An 18,648-nucleotide genomic window follows, 5' to 3' on the forward strand; every position below is an offset into this window, starting at 1 on the left:
GCAGCAACCCCCGGATAGCCGAGAGAGTACGATGGAATTAAATACGGTTGAAGAATTGATCGACGATATCCGCCAGGGCCGCATGGTCATACTGATGGATGACGAGGACCGCGAGAACGAGGGCGACCTGGTGATGGCGGCGGAGCAGGTGCGCGCCGAAGATATCAATTTCATGGCCACCCATGCGCGCGGGCTCATCTGCATGCCCATGTCCAGGGAGCGCTGCGAGCAGTTGGATCTGCCGCTGATGTCGCGGGACAACGGCGCCCAGTTCAGTACCAATTTCACCGTCTCCATCGAGGCTGCCGAGGGGGTCACCACCGGTATCTCCGCTGCCGACCGCACCCGCACCATCCGCGCCGCGGCCGCGCGCAACGCCAAACCTCAGGACCTGGTGCAGCCCGGCCACATTTTCCCGATCATGGCCCAGCCCGGCGGTGTGCTCAGCCGCGCTGGCCACACCGAGGCCGGCTGTGACCTGGCGCGTCTGGCCGGCTTCGAGCAGGCGGCGGTGATCGTCGAGATCATGAATGAGGACGGCACCATGGCGCGCCGCCCGGATCTGGAGAAATTTGCCCGCACCCACAATCTCAAGGTCGGCACCATCGCCGACCTTATCACTTACCGCGCGCTCAATGAAAAGACAGTCGAGTGCACCAACGAACGCCAGGTGCAGACCGAGTTCGGCCAGTTCAAACTGCGCACCTATCTGGACAAGGCGCGGCGCGAGCGTCATTTCGCTTTTGTACTCGGCACGCCCGCGCCGGAAGAGTCTACCCTGGTCAGGGTGCATGTGGGCAACACCCTGCGCGATGTGCTGACCATCCGCCGCGGCGACGAAGAATTTATCCCCTGGACCTTTCGCCGCGCCATGCAGCGGGTGGCCGAGGAGGGCAAGGGAGTAGTGGTGCTTATCTGCCACAACGAGACCACCGAAGAGATCGAAGAGAGCATCGACTGGCTGATCAGCGGCAAACAGCAGCGCCCCAGCCAGGCGCTGGTGTACAAGCAGGTGGGTACCGGCTCCCAGATTCTGCGCGATCTCAAAGTGCGCAAAATGCGCCTCATGAGCGCGCCGTTTAAATTCAATGCCATTTCCGGGTTCGATCTGGAAGTGGAAGAGTATCTGAACGCTGACTGGAACTAGGCAGGACACGACAATGAGCGACATCCAGGTAATCGAAGGTGATTTCGTCAACAGCCGGGGCAGGTTTGTACTGCTGGTCAGCCGTTGGAACAGCTTTGTAGTGGAGAGCCTCAAAGACGGGGCGCTGGATACCCTGCGCCGCCAGGGCATCGGGGAAGAGAAGATCACCATCTGCTATGCGCCGGGAGCCTTTGAACTGCCGCTGGTGGCCAGGAAGCTCGCCGCCAGCGGAAATTTTGACGCGATTATCGCTCTCGGTGCCGTCATACGCGGCGGTACGCCGCATTTTGAATACGTCGCCGGCGAGTGCACCAAGGGGCTGGCCCAGGTATCCCTGGACAGCGGCATCCCGGTTAGCTTTGGCGTGCTCACCGTGGATTCCATCGAACAGGCCGTGGAGCGTTCCGGCACCAAGGCCGGCAACAAGGGCGCCGAAGCGGCGCAAACCGCACTGGAAATGGTTTCCCTGCTGGGCAGGATTTAACCGGCGGCAAGGGTTTATCGGATACAGGGTTATGACAGTGACCGCATCTGCGCGCCGCAAGGCGCGCCACTTCGCCATGCAGGCGCTCTACCAGTGGCAGATGGCTGGCGCCAGTCTCAATGCAATTGAGGCCGAGTTTCACGCCGACAACGATATGAGCAAAACCGATGTGCCGTATTTTCGCGATCTCTTCCACGGGGTGGCGAAAAATCTCGATCGGGTAGAGGCCGCCTTTGCGCCGCACCTGGACCGGCAGATCGACGATCTGGATCCGGTCTCCCGAGCCCTGTTGCGCATGTCCACCTACGAACTGCAGCAGCGTGTCGACGTGCCCTACAAGGTAGTCATCAACGAATCCGTGGCGCTGGCGAAAAAATTTGGCCCCACCGACGCCTTCAAATTTATCAATGGCATCCTGGACAAAACCGCCGAGGATTTGCGCGCGGCGGAAGTGGCGGCCGCCAGAAACAGCGGAGAGCAGGGTGCAGGCCAACCCCGGTGAATTCGAAATTATCCGCGACTATTTTGCCCGCGCCCCCCGGGGGCCTGGGGTGGTGCTGGGTATAGGCGATGACTGCGCCCTGTTGAGTGCCCCCGCCGAGGGCCTGCTGGCCACCAGTGTCGACACCCTGGTGGAGGGGGTTCACTTCCCCCGCCAGGCCCCCCCGGAACTGATTGCCGAGCGGGCCCTGCGAGTCAACCTCAGCGATCTGGCGGCCATGAACGCCCGACCCCTCTGGTTTACCCTGGCGCTGACCCTGCCCCGCAGCGACGCCGCCTGGTTGCAGGGCTTTGCCGCCGGCCTGCTGGAGACCGCCGCTGAATTCGATATTTCACTGGTGGGTGGCGATACCACCGCCGGGCCATTGTCGATCACCGTGCAGGTGACCGGCAGTGCACAACAGCCGCTGCGGCGCGACGGCGCCGCACCCGGTGACGATATATTTGTCGGAGGGCCATTGGGCGCGGCGGCGGCCGCCTTGCCGGTGATTCTGGGGCAGCGCCGGGTCAGTGAGGCCGAGTCCCACCAGGTGTGCGACGCCTACTACCGGCCGGCACCGCAACTGGCCCTCGCCGCTATAGTCGGCGATCTGGCCCACAGCGCCATCGACATCTCCGACGGACTCCTGGCGGATCTCGGACACCTCTGTCGCGCCAGCGGTGTCGGCGCGGAACTGGCGCTGGAGACACTGCCGGTCGCTGAGCTGGCCCGGCGGCTGGCGGGGGAGGAGGCGCTGGCACTGGCGGCCACGGGCGGAGACGATTACCAGCTGTGTTTTACCCTGCCCAAAGCCCGCACCGAAGAGCTGTACCGGCGCTGCGCTGCGGCCGGTTTCGAACCGGTGCACATAGGCTGGGTGACTGACCGCCGGGGCGACGGAGAGCCGGTGCGCTGCCGGCTGGAGGGGCGCCCCTGGCATTGCAAACAAAGTGGCTACCGGCATTTTCAGTGATGACTCAGCCTACTCTACGACAAGTGTTGCGCAGCCCTACTCTGCTGCTGGCGTTCGGCTTTGGTTCCGGCCTGTCGCCCAGAGCGCCGGGCACCGCCGGCACCCTGATGGCGGTTCCTTTCTGGTGGCTGTTGCAGAGCCTGCCACCCGCCTGGTATCTGGCCATAGTGGTTGCGGCGGCACTGCTGGGCTGTTACCTCTGCGGTGCGGCGTCCCGGGCACTGGGGGTGCACGATCACGGCGGCATAGTCTGGGATGAAATGGTGGGTTACTGGCTCACCATGTTTATGGCCCCGGCCGGCTGGGGCTGGGCACTGTATGGATTTTTGCTGTTTCGCCTGTTCGATATCGCCAAGCCGCAGCCCATCCGCTGGGCCGACCGCCAGGTGCGCGGTGGTTGGGGCGTCATGCTGGACGATATACTGGCAGCTGGCTACGCAGCGCTGGTGCTGCAGCTCACCGCCCTCTGGGTAGCCTAGGGCCTAGGAGACCGCAATGATATCCCGCCTGTTTCTGTGCTGGCTGTGCCTGATCCCTCTGCCCCTGGCCGCGCAGCAGGTACAGTTGAAGGGGTTGTTCGATGGCAGTGCCCTGCTGCAGGTGGACGGCCGCCAGCGCCTGCTGAAGGCGGGGCAGAAATCCCCCGAGGGGGTCGAACTGGTGGAGGCCACCAGCAGTTACGCCCGGGTGCTGGTTGACGGCCGTGAGCGCAAACTCACCCTCGATGCGCCGGTCGCCGCCAGCTACGCGCGCAACAGCCGCGCGGAAGTGCGGTTGTTGCCGGACAGCCGCGGCCACTACAGTACCAGTGCCTGGGTCAACGGCCGTCGCGTATCGGTGCTGGTGGATACGGGTGCCACCAGTATGGCCTTCAACTATCCCACCGCCCGGCGCCTGGGACTTAATTTGGAGCGGGCAGAGCCCATCCGGGTTTCCACCGCCAATGGTATCGCCGATGCCTATCGCATCCGGTTGCGCAGCGTCACCATCGGCGGTATCAAACTCGATAATGTGGATGCCACTGTGCACACTGACGACTTTCCCGGCATTGTGCTGTTGGGTAACAGTTTTCTCAGCCGGGTGGACATGGAGCAACAGCAGGGAATGCTAATACTGCGCGCGCGCCATTGACTGAAGAGGTAACAGCTTGACCATTCGCTATGTGGAGTCCTCCAAACTGCCCACTTCCTGGGGCATGTTTGCAGTGCACGGCTTTGAAGACACCGACTCCGGCAAGGAGCACCTGGTGCTCACCATGGGGGACCTGGATACCGACGCCCCGGTACTGGCCCGCATTCACTCCGAGTGTCTCACCGGAGACGCACTCTTTTCCCTGCGCTGCGACTGTGGCGCTCAGCTTCAGCACGCCCTGCACCGTGTCGCCATGGAGGGGCGCGGTGCAATTTTCTATCTGCGCCAGGAGGGGCGGGGTATAGGCCTGTTGAACAAGATCCGCGCCTATCACCTGCAGGATTGCGGCGCCGACACCGTGGAGGCCAACGAGCAACTGGGTTTCGGTGCCGATATGCGCGACTACTCTATTTTGCGGGCCATGCTGACCCACCTGCGAATCACGTCCATGCGCCTGATGACCAACAACCCGCGCAAAGTGAAGGCGTTACAGGATCTCGGTATTGCAGTGGTGGAGCGTTTGCCCCATGAGACAGGCCGCAATCCCCACAATATCGAGTATCTGTCGACGAAAAAGGGCAAGCTGGGGCACTGGTTACAGGAGGACCAGGATTCTGGGCCCGATAGCTCCAAGGATGGAGATTGAGCGCGCTTTAAACTCGCTTGTGAAAGCGGTTACTTTCTCCCATTGTCACTGCGGGTGTGGTGGCGGCCTACTGACCCATCCAAACCGGCCACTGAGCTGGTTTTTTACGCCTATTGAGACGTTTCTTGTCTGGCGACAAAGTCAGCGGACGCGGCAAGCGTCGCCGCGGTGCTTTGGGCGTTATATTCGCCTAGTACCGGAATATGGACGTTTCGGTAAAATCGACGACGCCTAAGTCGTTGATTTTGGTAGAAAAGTGAAAACCACACTTTTCACTTTTCGTGTTTTGAAACAGGCAGAATGCCTTTTTCAACAACCTGCTAGTGAGTTGATCATCACTATGAGAAAAAAATCATCTGAAAGTCATAAGGACGTCAGAAGTTTATAGGTTGGTTTCAAATAAACTGATGACTTGTTAAACCACGCCATATGAAAATAAGGATGAACTATGAAAGATGTTTGTAAATCAATTATCCTGTTGCTCTCTACTCTAGTTATAAGTGGCAAAAGTTTTAGTCAAGAAGAACTTGCAGTTCTAGAAGGCCCTTATATTGGACAAAAGCCCCCTGGCTTGATCCCTGAAGTTTTCGCGCCTAGTGTCTCAACAGAATATCGTGATTGGGGCGGTAGCTTCACACCCGACATGAAGGAGTACTACTTTGGTAGGAGAAACAACAATAGTGGAAAATCGTCGAATGTTGTTTTTAAATCCAACAATAATCGATGGCATGAGTCAATAGTGCCCTGGGGAGGCTTTATCTCACCTGATGGGAAGACTATGCATAATGGCAAACAATTTAGGGAGCGCATCGGTGACGGTTGGTCAGAGTTAAAGAGCCTTGGCCCTCTGTTTGAAGACTTCCGCATCATGCGCCTTACGGCTTCGTTAAAAGGAACCTATGTTTTTGATGAGGTGGGTACAAACGGAGATGGTATTCTGCGATATTCACGACTGGTAAACGGAAAGCGGGAAGCGCCAAGACCCTTTAGTGAAGTGATAAATACTGGTAAATGGACTGCTCACCCCTTCATTGCTCCGGATGAATCTTACATAATTTGGGATAGTGAAAGAGACGGTGGGTACGGTGATAGTGATATGTATATCAGTTTTCGGCAGGAAGATGGTTCATGGGGTGCAGCCATTAACTTCGGAGAAAAGATAAACACGGATGGTGAGGACGGTGGAGGGTACGTAACGCCGGACGGAAAATATCTTATTTATTGTCGCCGTTGTGTTCCTCCAGATTTTGAAATAATGTGGGTGGATGCGCAGATTATTGAAAAACTTAGATCGAAATAATTAATCATATAATAGACACTGTAAGAGTGATGTCAAAAGCCCGCGTGTCTTCTCAGGCGTTAAGGAGCCGCGAATTAATTCGGTGCAGTCTCAGGTTTGGCGTCGAGTTCGCCAGTAAGTCGCTGCCGCACAGGAAGCCCGGTTGCTTTTCAAACGCAATGCAGCGGGTGGGCTCGATGCAATGTCCCGTAGGACGGGCCTGAAATAATGGGATTGTAGTAAATGGCAGCCACCACCAGAGCGACTGGAGTGGCGACCTGACCCGGCAGAGGGATCTCCCCGCCGGCCAGGGCCTCATCACCCGGCGCAGCTACTCCGGCCCGTCTGTTGTATCTGGATAGGTCAGAATAATTGCTATCGAATATACAGTGACCATCGGGAGTGATGCCTACTGTAAAAGGAAGGCGGTGGCTATTTTGAACTTCGATGTTCAATAAGCAGGCCTGACAGAAGGTGGATTATTCAGGCATTGCTGAGCTGTGGTGCTCGACGATTAACCACTGATTACCTGTGCGTCGATAAACAAAGGTGAAGCGCGCTGCGGCGCTAGAGCCGTCCGCGAATGTAAATTCATAAGTGCCGGAGTTGATAAAGGTATCAGCAGAAAGTTCGCGTACATTGCATTCCATCAGTTCGCCCTGAGGGCCCTTTTGCAGAAATTGGTGAAAGTAATCTTCGCGCTCGGGGGTGCTGTGACGCACTTGGTTTGAAATAGTGGGTAACAAAATCGCATCCTCCGCATAGAGTGCGGCAACCCTGCTGGGCGAACCGCTGGCAAGCGCATCGTTCCACAGTTTAAATGCGCCCTTCGCTGTTGCTTCGTTCATGTTTCCTCCTGGTTTCTGTGTTTTATAACTAGCAGGCTGTTGAAATTCGAAGAATTTCGACGCCTGGTACCGGAATATGGATGTTCCAGCAAAATCGACGACACCTAACTCGTTGATTTTGGGAGAAAAGTGAAAAGCACATTTTTCGCTTTTCGTGTTTCGAAACAGGCAGGATGCCTTGTTCAACAGCCTGCTAGGGAAAAAGAGGCTGCGCCATTCCCCTGTTTGCCAAAACATAATTAACTGGTGGCGGCAGATAGCCCAAATTTTAAATGGCGGGTGCTGTGTTGCTGTTTGTCAAGTCCGGCGCTCTGTAGAGCACTTTGCAGTGCTTCGAGGCGCGCTTCGAATCGCGTGTACGGGGGAATGAGTTCGCGCATGCCTAATCCATCCAGGGTCCGCGCAATTTGAGCAGCCATACCGCAAACCAGCAGCTTTTTGCCTGCATCTTTCGCATCCCGGGCAATGGTTTCCACTGCCATCGCTGCGGAGACGTCAATATAGGGGACGCGGTTGAAATCTAAAATGATACTTTCGCTGGATGTGCCCTCGTACAGGCTGCGTATATGGTGACCGAGGTCAGCTGCCGCAGCAAAACTGAGGGGCCCGCCAAATTCGAATAGTGTTACCTTATCTTTGGCGTTTTTGAGCAGTTGCGTCTCTTCCGGGTCCTTACTGGTGAAGCCTGGCCCGCCGAGCTGTTGCAACTGCAATTGCGCCATCTGGCGAACGAAGGCCAAAGCGGCCAATACAACACCTAGGCCCACTGCGGTAATCAAATCCACCATCACTGTGAGGCCCAGTACCAATACCATCAGCAGCAGGTCCCAGCGGGGCCCGCGGTGAGCACGTTTTAAATAATTCAGATCGACAATATCCATTCCCACCTTTACCAGTACACCGGCCAGTGCAGCGTGTGGTATTTCAGACAGCAATGGGCCTATGCCCAAGATAACTGCGCCGAGTACAGCGGAATGCACCATGCCCGACAAGCGCGTGCTGCCACCGGTACGGATATTGATTACCGTGCGCATGGTGGCGCCGGCACCGCTAATTCCGCCAAATAAACCGGATACTGCGTTGCCAACACCCTGCCCAATCAGCTCGCGGTTGGAGTCGTGGCGGGTTCGGGTCATGTTGTCGGCAACTAGTGAAGTCAACAGGGAATCAATGGTGCCCAAGATGGCGAGGATGAAAGCGGCTTCGAGAATCAGCACCGACATATCCATATCAAAGCTGGGCATCTGGAATGAGGGGAGGCCTGTGGGTATGTTTCCCAGCACCGGCAGGTTGGGTAGCGCCAGACCAATCACTGTTGCCAAAATCAACGCAGCCAGTGGTCCTGGCAAAAAGCGGCCCCACTTGGCGGGCCACAGATAGACAGTGGCCAGGCTTAGTGCGCCAATAAACAGGGCAGAATAGTTGATATGGCTGATTGCGCCGGGTAGGGACAGCAGTGCTGCTACGGGGCCGTTGCCTTCGGAGCTGTGCCCCAAAAATGCACTGCTCTGCAAAATAATAATGATCAGGCCAATGCCGCTCATAAAGCCGGAGATAACCGGGTAGGGCACCAGGCGTATGTACTGTCCAAGTCCAAGGAAGCCAAATGCTACCTGCAGCAGGCCCGCTATAAACACGGTGGTTAATATCAGTCCCACATCACCCGATAAACTGGCAAACAAACCTGCCAACACAACCACCATAGGCCCCGTGGGCCCGGATACGTTGGTGGGTGTGCCGCCCATCCAGGATGCGAAAAAACCGACGATCATGGCACCGTAAAGCCCTGCCATAGGGCCTAAGCCGGAGGCGACACCAAAAGCCAGGGCAAGGGGCAGGGCGACGATACCGGCGGTCAGGCCACCGTATAGGTCGCCGCGCCAGTGGGAAAGGTCGATGCGGAAAAGGTTCCTCATGGGTATGGTTTACCTCACAAAACACAGAGGTTGAGTTGTTTGTTGCCGAATGGTGTTGAGGATTCTGCCCGCTCAACGGAAGGAAGAGAATCTAAAATCTATGTGACTATCCTATAGAAATTTACTATCACTGAAATAGTTCAAAAGCTGTATCCCTTATCACCTTATATAGATATGATCTATCGCTGTTGGTTCTTCATCATTGGGAAGGCCGTAACCCCGCGATGCCTCTCGAATATGGGTGTTGCTTAGTTGTGCCGGCTTACCAAAAAGTGGTACTTAGATGAGTAATCTCAAACAGATTCAGTATTTCGCCGGTGTCGCCGAGTACGGCTCTATCCGCAAGGCGGCCGAAAAGCTGGGCGTCACACAGCCCACTATCTCTACCCAGCTCAACGCCCTTGAAGAAAAGCTTGGTGTGACCTTGCTGGAGCGTTCGCGCAGCAAGACCACGCTGACGCCGCAGGGCCGGGAGCTGTTGCATCCGGCTCGCAATCTCATTTCCCAGTGGCGCGATTTGGAAGAGCTTGCACACTCCCTATCCGATAGCGCAGCCATCACCCACCGCCTGGGTGTGCCGCCGACCCTTGGCCCCTATTTGCTGCCGCGCATCACACCCGCCTTACACAGTACCTTTCCCAGGTTAAAGCTGTATGTGCGTGAAGAGTCCCAGGCGGATTTAGAGGCGGGTTTGTTAGAGGGGCGCCATGACCTGATACTGGCAACCTTGCCACTTGCAAATGAAAATTTGGGAATGGAGGTGCTCTGTCGCGAGCCAATGTCCCTGGTTGCGCCTACTGAGATGGATATCGGTTCGGAGGGGGTTATCGATGAATCCGACCTTGCCGGTGTGGAAGTGCTCGGCCTGGATGATCGCCACCATGTGCAGCAACAGGTAAAGCGGATTTGCCAGCGAACAGGGGCGCGGCTTAATCGCGACTACGAAGGTACCAGCCTGGATACACTGCGCCAAATGATCAGCATGAATATGGGCGTGGCTTTTTTACCTGCGCTGTACATTCACAGCGAGATACATCGGCCTGAAGAGCTAAAAGTGATTCGGTTTTCAGGTAATGTTTTGTACTGTGACCATGCTCTGGTTTACCGCCCTGGCAGTGCTGAAAGGCATCTTTACCGCGGTATTGCGACGGTGATTCGCAAGGCTTTGGTAGAAAACTTCCAGGGTGCGGTAACGGTGATTGACCGTCGCTAACGCCGACAGGTTGTTAAAGCTATCCGGCGTTAGCATATCCCTGTACCGTATTAACCCGGCAATTTGCTTCATTGCCGGGTTAATAAATTGCCGGGTTAGTAAAGCGGCTTACTGGCCAAATACCTGTACCTCAGCCAGTGAAAGTGCCTGGTCGGAGCTGGTCAGCTGGATACGCACATAGCGTCCCATACCCACATTAATGACATATTTCAGCCGTTCGGCGGGCCTGGGGAGGAAAAACTCCCTCACGTTACTCTGCGCCCGTGCGTCTTCGATATTTGATCCGGTAAAAGGTAGGTCGGATACAAATACATGAAAATCCTGCAGGCGCTCGGTACAGCAGTCGGTGCGGTTCCAGATGGCAATATTCTCAATCTTCCTGATAGAGCCGAGGTCCAGCGTCCACGAGGAATTGGCGCTGGCACTGGTATGGGTGACACTGCCATCCCCCCAGCGGCCACTCAGGTTGCCATCGATGGCCCTGCTGGCATAACCGCCATAACTGGTATCGGATTGCGTGGCGGTGCCCTCCGGAGCCAGGTTTCTATAGCCGGAATTGGCCGCCGCCACTTCGGTGATGGCCCAGCGCTGATTCATACCGCCGTGGAAGGCCCACATGCCAACGGTGGCGCCTTTGGTGTTTCCATAACCATCCAGGACCATGTTGGGGTTGCTGGCATCACGTATCACGTCACCATCCAGGGTCCAGCGGTGGTCAATAGAGCAGGCGTAAATAGCGGCCCTTAAACCATTGACGGAAGTGCCATCGGCGTGGGTCAGGCACAGATCGTCATTCATGCGGTTGCGAATCAGGCCGGTGCTCCAATCCACCAGCCAATGCTGGTCAAAATGGTTGCGTGTACAGGTTTCCAGTTGAACCTTTGCGAGGTTGGTAACTCCGTTGTCCACACCGGGCACATCGAGGCACTGGCCACTGCGCTTGTCCCGGATCTGCACATACTGGCGGTTGCTTGTGGGCGTGGCGCGTTCCCACATCTGCAAATAGGCTTCAGCGGAATTGAAAAATGCTTCCATTGTCTGCGGGGAGGCATTGATTCGCATATCCTCCACCAAATCCGCCAGCAGGCCATAGTGGGCTAAGCCCTCGGTGTTGAGGTTAAAACTGCGATTCCCCGTTGTCTGCTGATCAAAAAGGACGCGGCCATCGTAGGAGCGGAAAGGGTAGGTGATGGGGTTGGTACCGGAGGTGGCACTGGGTCCCGCCTGTGGCGCCAGGCCATTGGTATCCGTACCGATACCCACGCCGATCAGGTAGGGGGTTGATGCCAGTGCATTACGAATAATATCGATATTGTGGATGTTGTAGTTACTGGGGCCGTTGTAGGGAAACATGACACCGCCAGCATTCAACAAACGCCGCTGCAATGGGCTTAAAGCACCATTGAGTTTTGGATTGGAGTGGCTTGAAATCACACCGGAGTAACCGCGACTCTCGACAATATCCATGGTGTCGGCGAAAGCACCCGCAGACATATGATCCACCTCGATAATCATTTCCTTGTCGATCATTCGGTGAATCAGGTATTTCCCCATGGCGGTGAGGTGTTTGCGATTACAGTGCTGGTCTATGCTCTGGTCGTAATTCGGGTTCGCACCCAGCAGGTTGATGATATCGCGAATAAAAGGCACATTGCCCAGTAACGGGAAGCCATTGGGCAGCTTGCGTCCGCTGGGCTCTTGCGGGGGGCAGGCCTCTATATGGTAGAGATGGCCGGTTTGAAGCTTATTGCCGATATTGATAATTTCATCCGCGCCCTGCATATGGGGGCCGCCGAAGTCATTGTCAAACTTGTGGATTGGGAAGAGGCTGCGAATTCCACGGCTATACAGGTACTGTAGCTTTTGATCGATCCGGGCCTCGGAGCAGCCGCTGCCCTCATCGCAGTCCAGGACGCTGGATACCTCTACCCCCAGGACGACGGCGAGCTTGCCACTGGCAATCACTGAGCGGGCTTCCGCGGCACTGGTGACGATACGGAAGAATCCCTTGCCTACACCGCCGGCCTGGGCATCGATATAGTCCTGCATTTCATAGACGCGCCTCAACTGCAGATCGATACTGGGGGAGTCACCACAGGCATTGGCATTGACCCAGGATACCGGATTGACGACCCTTTGCACTTCGCACAAAACTTCGTTTTGCACCATATTGGTAACCATCAGCTTTAAACCGGCCCTATGCACCCGCTCTATCCACTTGTAGTAGGCCTGCTGGTGGGACTGGGTGTGGTAGTTGGGCCAGTAGGGAAAGTTGGGCCAGCCGCCGGTGGCATGCCGGGCATCGAGATTGCCGCCATCCTGGAGGTTGCCGATAATGTCGAGGCCGCCATAGGGGCCGTGTATGCCACTGCCGTCGTCCAGTGCATTTTGAATGCCGTAGGGATGGAAAGGGCGGCCGTGTAAAAACTTGCCGCCCATAAATTCATTGGAATTCAAATGGGTGTGTACATCCGCAAAACCCACCACTGGCTGGTTTACATCCCCGGTGGCGGGGACCGCCGGATTCACTTCCGCATTCAGTTGCGCTTCCGGGAAAGGTGCGCAGTCATTCTGTTCAACCAGTTCGAAAACGTTTTCACTATTGCGATTGCCCAGGTTGAACAGGTCGAATAAATAAGTGCCGCCATCGCCTTTGTTATATCGCAGGTCCTTCCAGAACTTGGTCGAGAATAACCTGAAATGGCCGTTCCCGGCCGGCTCGACGGACCACTGGGCCCATTCGGAGGCGGCGGTATTGCGCGCTATATCCAGAGGTCCCCGGGTGGTGAGAAAGTTGCCGGTTCTGTCCCGCAGCATATACATGCCAAGCCTGGTGGGCTTGAAATAAAAATGGGACGCAGCGGTCACATCAATAGCATCGAAGCGGTAGTCGCCACCACCGGGATGCATGTAGCGACCGGTTTGCGGGGCTTTAATCGCATAGCAGCCTTGGGCCAGGGCGTAGGAGGCTTCGACGGTATTGGCCTCTAGGTGGGAAGAGATACCGGCCATCAGTATGGGAATCGACGCCCAGACCTTTATGAATGTGAATTTCATTATCCATTTCCATTATTGTTGAAATTATGGGAAGTTTATTAGACGTCACAACCATTGGGATTGAATGATTAGTAGGAACGTCAGCGGCGAGAATATAGGGATTTTTACTGGATGTCTTGAGGAAACTCCACAGGTTTGCGTTAGAAGTGCCCTAATACTGACCTGAACGATGAGTCGGAATTATTTCACGTTAATCGTGGTCCCGAAAATTAACCCGCGAACTAACAGTTTGCCAAAAAATTACTGGATCAATTTGGTACAGGGTTGTGCCACCAACGGGTAGAAGCTGGTGAAAGCGCTTGAAATACAGGTGATTCCGCATGGCTGCGCAATTTTCAAAGGAGACAGGCTGTTGGATAAGAGGGCATCGACTGTATGGTCAGGGTAATAGTCGCCATAGCAAACGTTTTCCCAACAGCGTTATCTTTTGGTGTTGCAGGAAGCACAGAGGTTTTGCTGTGCCGATAGGCGGGGTGCCAATATTCCCGCCGTGAGGCAAGCCGAAAGTGGCTTGCCTCTGCAGTCTGCCGGGCGTTATGATCCCCAACCCCGGAATATGCCCTGCCAATAGGGGGAGACTGGTTCCTTTGGCGCGGGGACGCACTACCCTTTGCACCGCCGACCGGGTCAATAGCGCGCAGGGGCTATGATATAGCTGACAAACTTGCGGGATTTGAGATGTCACGCCAGATGCAAGAGTTAATCGATTTATCGAGGCGGGCACTGCAGCGGGCAAACCCCTTGCCCTTTTCGGTTTATGCCTCCATCAAGGAGCAGCATATCTTCAATGTTCCGGTTATTAACCCCACCCTGATCTGTATTCTTGAAGGCTGTAAAAAGCTGGGCAGGGACAGCAAACTCAGTTGTCCAGCCGGTAGCTTTCTTTTTTTATCCAACAATCCCAAGGTGGAGATGCGCAATATCCCGGACGATATCGCCTACTTTGCGCTGATTGTCGAGTTTGAGTTTACGGATTTCGATATCTTCACAAGCAAAAAGACCGCGGCGAAAACCTTTTTCACCGGTGATATGGATGCGGTTTTACGGAAGACTTTACAGCAGTTGGTGGAGTGGTCGGGATTTGCTCCCCCCGAGCTTTGGGCGATACGCAGACGGGAAATCCTGCAGTTGCTTTATCACTCGGGCTATACGCAGCTGGGCGCAGTGGTAAAATCCCCGAGCCTGAGCCAGCAACTTTACACGATCATCGCCGCCGATATTTCGGCCAACCTGGGCGCGGATGCCCTGTCATCCAGGCTGGCGATGAGTGAATCGACCCTGCGCAGGAAGCTGCACGGGGAGGGGACCAGCCTGCAGGTTATCAAGGACCGGGCCAGGCTTGGCCACGGCCTGCACCTGCTGCAAAGCACCTTGGAACCCGTGGGAATTATCGCTGAACGGTGCGGTTACCTTTCCCAATCCCGCTTCACCGATAAGTTTAAACAGCTGTTTGGCCTCACCCCGACAGAGCTGAGAAGGACCAGGATGCCGGATTAGGGCGAATGGTTGACCGTTTCGGGCGAATCCGGTTGTCCCCTGGCGCCTATGATAGGCCCTCTTTAGCCATTCTTGTGTCGGAGGTCTTATGTGGCACCTAGCTAGCAAATCGGCGCTGCTGGTCATGTTGATCAGTGGTTCTGCATTGGCGGATGCACTCACCCTGAAAAGTACGGAAATCGCCCATGGCGAATTTATGCCGAAAGCGCAGGAGTTCAAAGGCTTTGGCTGCAGCGGGGGTAATCTGTCTCCACAGTTGTCCTGGTCCGGTGCTCCCGAGGGAACCGAAGCATTTGCGCTGCTGGCCTATGACCCCGATGCCCCCAGCGGCAGCGGTTGGTGGCACTGGCAGCTGGTGAATATTCCCAGGGATGTGAATGCTCTACCCAGGGGCGCGGGGGATGTGGGGCAGAAACACCTGCCGGAAAGCAGCATACAGATGAGGAACGATTACGGTGTAAAGGGATTTGGTGGCGCCTGCCCTCCAGAGGGGGACGGTGCGCATCGCTACCAGTTTACGATACATGCCCTGTCAAAAAGACTGGAGTTGCCGGAAGATGCTTCGGCGGCTTTGACCGGATATATGGTCAAGGCCCATTCACTGGCTTCCAGTACCATTGAGGCCTTGTATAAACGCGATTGATAATCTGGCAATCCAATTGATGATCGCTCATCCGTTGGATTGCCGCTCCTGCAAAGCCGTGCAACTAGGTGGAACCGTTTGCTTTGTAAGGACTCGCGTCGGTCTCCGTCCGGCGCCATCAAAATAGCGGATTTTGATGGCCTCCAGTATTTCGGCATCAAACATTCTGTAGTTGATCGCCAGTCTGGCCGGGGAAACGGTGGTAGTCGTGTGATAGTGGGTGGCGCAGTGGCAGTGATTGCAGCTGATAAAGCGGATGCACTGGTCCCCATAACTGTAGGCGGACACGCCTTTCTCACCGATGCTCACGGCGACCTGGGCCGGTTGGAAATAGCCCCAGATTGCCCCATAGCGACTGCAAATTGAGCAGTTACACTGGGTTGCCTCGGCGGAAGGCTTGTCGATTGTCAGGCTGACATTGCCGCAGTGGCATTTTCCATGAACCATTTTTACGGTCTCCTTCAACGGCCTCCTTGGGTTTCTCCCGCTATGACAACACAGGTGGCTAGGCTGTCTTCACTGGGTTGATGGTAATGGGCGGTATAGTCTGCCGACGGAAGAAATTCGCCGACTATGGATTGTGGATTGATACTGAAATGGGCCCTGCGGCTGTTTGGCTCAATCGCGGAGATGCTGATTGCATCGAAACCGAAAAAACGTCTGACAAGCGGGTACAGGGCTTTGAAAAAACTTTCCTTGATGGAAAAAATCAGTGTGAATACGATGGCAGGGTCCAACTCTCCCCAGTTTAGCCACTGCCGCTCGCTGCTGTTCAGCACCTGTGGATGGAGTTCCTCTACCAGGCGGGGGGCCACCAGGTCCTCGATATCGATACCGACGCCGACAATGGATTTGTCACGGCTGGCTATGGCGGCGGCCCTGCCGTTACTGTGGCTGATGGAGCCGATAATGCCGCCGGGCCACCCGGGCTGGCGATCCGCACAGATGTCGACGAAGGTCTTCCTTTCCCCCAGGCGCAGCAACACCTCTCTGGCACAGTAGCGCCCGGCCAGGAACTCGGCTTTTCGTTTTGGCACGGCACGGTCGAGTGCATCGGGCCGCTCAATCCCCAGTATGGAGAAGAAATCGTCGTGGTATCCACCGGTGTGAAAGCTCAGGCTGTGCTGTTCTATGCCCCGGACTGGCCACCAGATGGAGCTGTCTTCATCGGACAGAAAGTTATCGGAGTTGAGGGCGGTGGCCGCGGTATCGTGAATTGCCATGATATTTAGCTTTGTTGTTATCGTATACAGATCGATGGGTCGGCTTGCACCTGGCTCCCGTGCGGGCAGTGATCAACCCGGCAATCCGGTTGATGATCTCTCATCGATTGGATTGCCACCGTTGAAAAGCTACGCAAATATGCGAAGCCTCAAAGCCCCAGGCTGGTCCACATCTCATCCACTTTTTTTACCACTGCGGGATCCTTGCGGATGGGCTGGCCCCACTCGCGATCGGTTTCACCGGGCCACTTGTTGGTGGCATCGAAACCAATTTTGGAGCCCAGGCCCGATACGGGGGAGGCGAAGTCCAGGTAGTCGATGGGGGTATTTTCCATCATGACGGTGTCCCGCGCAGGGTCCATACGAGTGCTCAGGGCCCAGATCACATCCTTCCAGTCGCGGGTGTTGATGTCGTCGTCGGTGACAACAACGAACTTGGTATACATAAACTGACGCAGAAAGGACCAGACACCCATCATCACGCGTTTGGCGTGGCCGGGATATTGTTTTTTCATACTGACTACCGCCAGCCGGTAGGAGCAGCCCTCCGGCGGCAGGTAGAAGTCGACGATTTCCGGAAACTGCTTGGTCAGCAATGGCACGAAGACTTCATTCAGGGCCTCACCGAGAATGGCGGGTTCGTCCGGGGGCCGGCCCGTGTAGGTACTGTGGTAGATGGGGTTTTCCCGGTGGGTGATTTTTTCGACGGTGAATACCGGGAAGCGGTCCACTTCGTTGTAATAGCCGGTGTGGTCCCCAAAGGGGCCCTCGTCGGCCATGTCGTCGGGGTAAATAAAACCTTCCAGCACATATTCCGCACTGGCGGGTACCTGGAGATCACTGAGACTGGCGCTGGCCACTTCGGTCTTGCCGCCGCGCAGCAGTCCGGCGAAGGCGTACTCGGATAGTGTGTCCGGCACTGGGGTCACGGCGCCGAGGATGGTGGCCGGGTCGGCTCCCAGGGCGACCGCCACCGGGTAGGGTTCACCGGGGTGGCGGAGACACCAGTCGCGATAGTCCTGGGCGCCGCCGCGGTGTGACAGCCAGCGCATGATCAGGCGGTTTTTTCCGATCAGCTGCATGCGGTAGATGCCCAGGTTCTGGCGCCGCTTCTCAGGCCCCCGGGTGATCACCAGGGGCCAGGTGACCAGGGGGGCGGCGTCGCCGGGCCAGCAGGTTTGGATGGGCAGCTGGTGCAGGTCGACCTGGTCGCCACTCAGGCTGACCTGTTGGCAGGGGGCCTGGGAAACGACCTTGGGGCTCATGTTGAGCACCTGCTTGTAAAGCGGCAGCTGTCCCCAGGCGTCGCGCAGACTCTCCGGTGGCTGCGGCTCTTTGAGAAACGCCAGCAGTTCCCCCAGTTGGCGCAGTTCGCTGACATCCCGCCGACCCATGCCCAGGGCCACCCGCTTCGGGGTGCCAAACAGGTTGGCCAGCACCGGGGTGTCGAAGCCGACAGGGTTTTCAAACAGCAGCGCCGGGCCCCCGGCACGCAACACACGGTCGGCGATCTCGGTCATTTCCAGGTGCGGGTCGACCGGGTGCTCGATACGCTTGAGCAGGTGTTTTTGTTCCAGCAGCTGGATAAATTCACGCAGGTCTTTGTATTTCATCGCTTGGGTGGGGGTCTATTGGGTTGGCACAGTGTAAATGGCCGGGCACAAAAGGGGGAGTGGCTCCCTGCTGGGGGAACTCAGGAGAGGGGGGTATGAAACACCCCGCCGGAACTGTGGCGGGGCAAAATCCTTGAGCGCGAATCAGCTCAGAAGCGTGGCCGGCGCGGACGATCTTCTCGCGGCTTGGCTTCATTAACACGAATGTTGCGGCCGGATAGCGGATGATCGTTCATCTCTTCGATTGCCTTACGTGCTTCATCGTCGTTCGGCATTTCGACGAAACCAAAGCCTTTAGAGCGGCCAGTCTCACGGTCGGTAATGACAGTAGCCCGAGAGATTTCCCCGAAGGCGCCAAATGCTTCCTGCAGGTCTTCAGAGGTTACGCCGTAGGCCAGATTTCCAATATAGATATTCACAAAAAGTTCTCACTGAATACGTGGGCTGTCGTAAAGTCACAAACGAATGACCAGCTCCACCAGATCATTCATCTGAGA

18 protein-coding genes are annotated in these 18,648 nt (G+C 56.3%); 11 read left to right on the plus strand and 7 right to left on the minus strand.

Annotation, left to right across the window (positions count from 1 at the left end; all coding sequences use genetic code 11):
- Positions 1–31 precede the first annotated feature (31 nt).
- The 8 genes from ribBA (at position 32) to ABVT36_RS09565 (ending at position 6,162) form a co-directional block, all read left to right on the plus strand.
- Positions 32–1,147 carry a bifunctional 3,4-dihydroxy-2-butanone-4-phosphate synthase/GTP cyclohydrolase II gene (ribBA, locus tag ABVT36_RS09530; RefSeq protein ID WP_368456367.1) on the plus strand — a complete coding sequence of 372 codons (1,116 nt, stop codon included), beginning with the start codon at positions 32–34 and terminating at the stop codon, positions 1,145–1,147.
- A 13-nt stretch (positions 1,148–1,160) separates the two neighbouring features.
- Positions 1,161–1,631 (plus strand): 6,7-dimethyl-8-ribityllumazine synthase, encoded by a 471-nt coding sequence (gene ribE, locus ABVT36_RS09535; protein ID WP_367151070.1) that lies wholly within the window; start codon positions 1,161–1,163, stop codon positions 1,629–1,631.
- 31 nt (positions 1,632–1,662) lie between these two features.
- Entirely contained in the window at positions 1,663–2,133 is a 471-nt protein-coding gene (nusB, locus tag ABVT36_RS09540; RefSeq protein WP_367151072.1) for a transcription antitermination factor NusB, read from the plus strand.
- Complete coding sequence (gene thiL / locus ABVT36_RS09545) at positions 2,114–3,085, plus strand: thiamine-phosphate kinase (protein WP_368456368.1); 972 nt, start codon at positions 2,114–2,116, stop codon at positions 3,083–3,085. Before nusB ends, thiL begins: the two co-directional genes overlap by 20 nt.
- Positions 3,085–3,564: a phosphatidylglycerophosphatase A gene (locus ABVT36_RS09550; RefSeq protein ID WP_367151076.1), complete on the plus strand. Its 480-nt coding sequence runs from the start codon at positions 3,085–3,087 to the stop codon at positions 3,562–3,564. The genes thiL and ABVT36_RS09550 overlap by 1 nt, the downstream gene beginning before the upstream one ends.
- Before the next feature lie 16 nt (positions 3,565–3,580).
- Positions 3,581–4,216, plus strand: coding sequence for a TIGR02281 family clan AA aspartic protease (locus tag ABVT36_RS09555; RefSeq protein WP_368456369.1), 636 nt, complete (start codon positions 3,581–3,583; stop codon positions 4,214–4,216).
- A 16-nt stretch (positions 4,217–4,232) separates the two neighbouring features.
- The gene (gene ribA / locus ABVT36_RS09560; RefSeq protein ID WP_368456370.1) at positions 4,233–4,862 is read left to right on the plus strand and encodes a GTP cyclohydrolase II; all 630 of its coding nucleotides are present in this window, start codon (positions 4,233–4,235) and stop codon (positions 4,860–4,862) included.
- A 448-nt stretch (positions 4,863–5,310) separates the two neighbouring features.
- Positions 5,311–6,162, plus strand: a complete 852-nt coding sequence (locus ABVT36_RS09565) for a hypothetical protein (RefSeq protein ID WP_368456371.1) — start codon at positions 5,311–5,313, stop codon at positions 6,160–6,162.
- Positions 6,163–6,620: 458 nt separating this feature from the next.
- Here the strand turns inward: ABVT36_RS09565 and ABVT36_RS09570 are convergent, their stop codons facing one another.
- Positions 6,621–7,226: an SgcJ/EcaC family oxidoreductase gene (locus ABVT36_RS09570; protein WP_368456372.1), complete on the minus strand. Its 606-nt coding sequence runs from the start codon at positions 7,224–7,226 to the stop codon at positions 6,621–6,623.
- Between the two features lie 2 nt (positions 7,227–7,228).
- Positions 7,229–8,905, minus strand: coding sequence for a SulP family inorganic anion transporter (locus ABVT36_RS09575; protein WP_368456373.1), 1,677 nt, complete (start codon positions 8,903–8,905; stop codon positions 7,229–7,231).
- Between the two features lie 283 nt (positions 8,906–9,188).
- On the opposite strand from ABVT36_RS09575, the gene ABVT36_RS09580 reads away from it, so the two are divergent.
- Entirely contained in the window at positions 9,189–10,118 is a 930-nt protein-coding gene (locus ABVT36_RS09580; protein ID WP_368456374.1) for a hydrogen peroxide-inducible genes activator, read from the plus strand.
- Positions 10,119–10,226: 108 nt separating this feature from the next.
- On the opposite strand, the gene ABVT36_RS09585 is transcribed toward ABVT36_RS09580, so the two are convergent.
- Entirely contained in the window at positions 10,227–13,175 is a 2,949-nt protein-coding gene (locus ABVT36_RS09585; RefSeq protein ID WP_368456375.1) for a ricin-type beta-trefoil lectin domain protein, read from the minus strand.
- 690 nt (positions 13,176–13,865) lie between these two features.
- On the opposite strand from ABVT36_RS09585, the gene ABVT36_RS09590 reads away from it, so the two are divergent.
- Both ABVT36_RS09590 and ABVT36_RS09595 read left to right on the plus strand, forming a co-directional pair.
- Positions 13,866–14,672, plus strand: coding sequence for a helix-turn-helix transcriptional regulator (locus ABVT36_RS09590; RefSeq protein ID WP_368456376.1), 807 nt, complete (start codon positions 13,866–13,868; stop codon positions 14,670–14,672).
- Positions 14,673–14,760: 88 nt separating this feature from the next.
- Positions 14,761–15,315: a YbhB/YbcL family Raf kinase inhibitor-like protein gene (locus tag ABVT36_RS09595; protein ID WP_368456377.1), complete on the plus strand. Its 555-nt coding sequence runs from the start codon at positions 14,761–14,763 to the stop codon at positions 15,313–15,315.
- 27 nt (positions 15,316–15,342) lie between these two features.
- On the opposite strand, the gene ABVT36_RS09600 is transcribed toward ABVT36_RS09595, so the two are convergent.
- The 4 genes from ABVT36_RS09600 to ABVT36_RS09615 form a co-directional block, all read right to left on the minus strand.
- The gene (locus ABVT36_RS09600) at positions 15,343–15,762 is read right to left on the minus strand and encodes a GFA family protein (protein WP_368456378.1); all 420 of its coding nucleotides are present in this window, start codon (positions 15,760–15,762) and stop codon (positions 15,343–15,345) included.
- A 14-nt stretch (positions 15,763–15,776) separates the two neighbouring features.
- Complete coding sequence (locus tag ABVT36_RS09605) at positions 15,777–16,538, minus strand: 4'-phosphopantetheinyl transferase (RefSeq protein WP_368456379.1); 762 nt, start codon at positions 16,536–16,538, stop codon at positions 15,777–15,779.
- A gap of 149 nt (positions 16,539–16,687) precedes the next feature.
- A complete protein-coding gene (gene ubiD / locus ABVT36_RS09610) occupies positions 16,688–18,151 on the minus strand; it encodes a 4-hydroxy-3-polyprenylbenzoate decarboxylase (protein ID WP_368456380.1) in 1,464 nt (487 codons plus the stop codon).
- Positions 18,152–18,300: 149 nt separating this feature from the next.
- Positions 18,301–18,570 (minus strand): RNA recognition motif domain-containing protein, encoded by a 270-nt coding sequence (locus ABVT36_RS09615; RefSeq protein WP_367151095.1) that lies wholly within the window; start codon positions 18,568–18,570, stop codon positions 18,301–18,303.
- Positions 18,571–18,648 lie beyond the last annotated feature (78 nt).

This window comes from Microbulbifer sp. TYP-18, assembly GCF_040932045.1.
In the GTDB taxonomy this organism is placed as follows: domain Bacteria; phylum Pseudomonadota; class Gammaproteobacteria; order Pseudomonadales; family Cellvibrionaceae; genus Microbulbifer.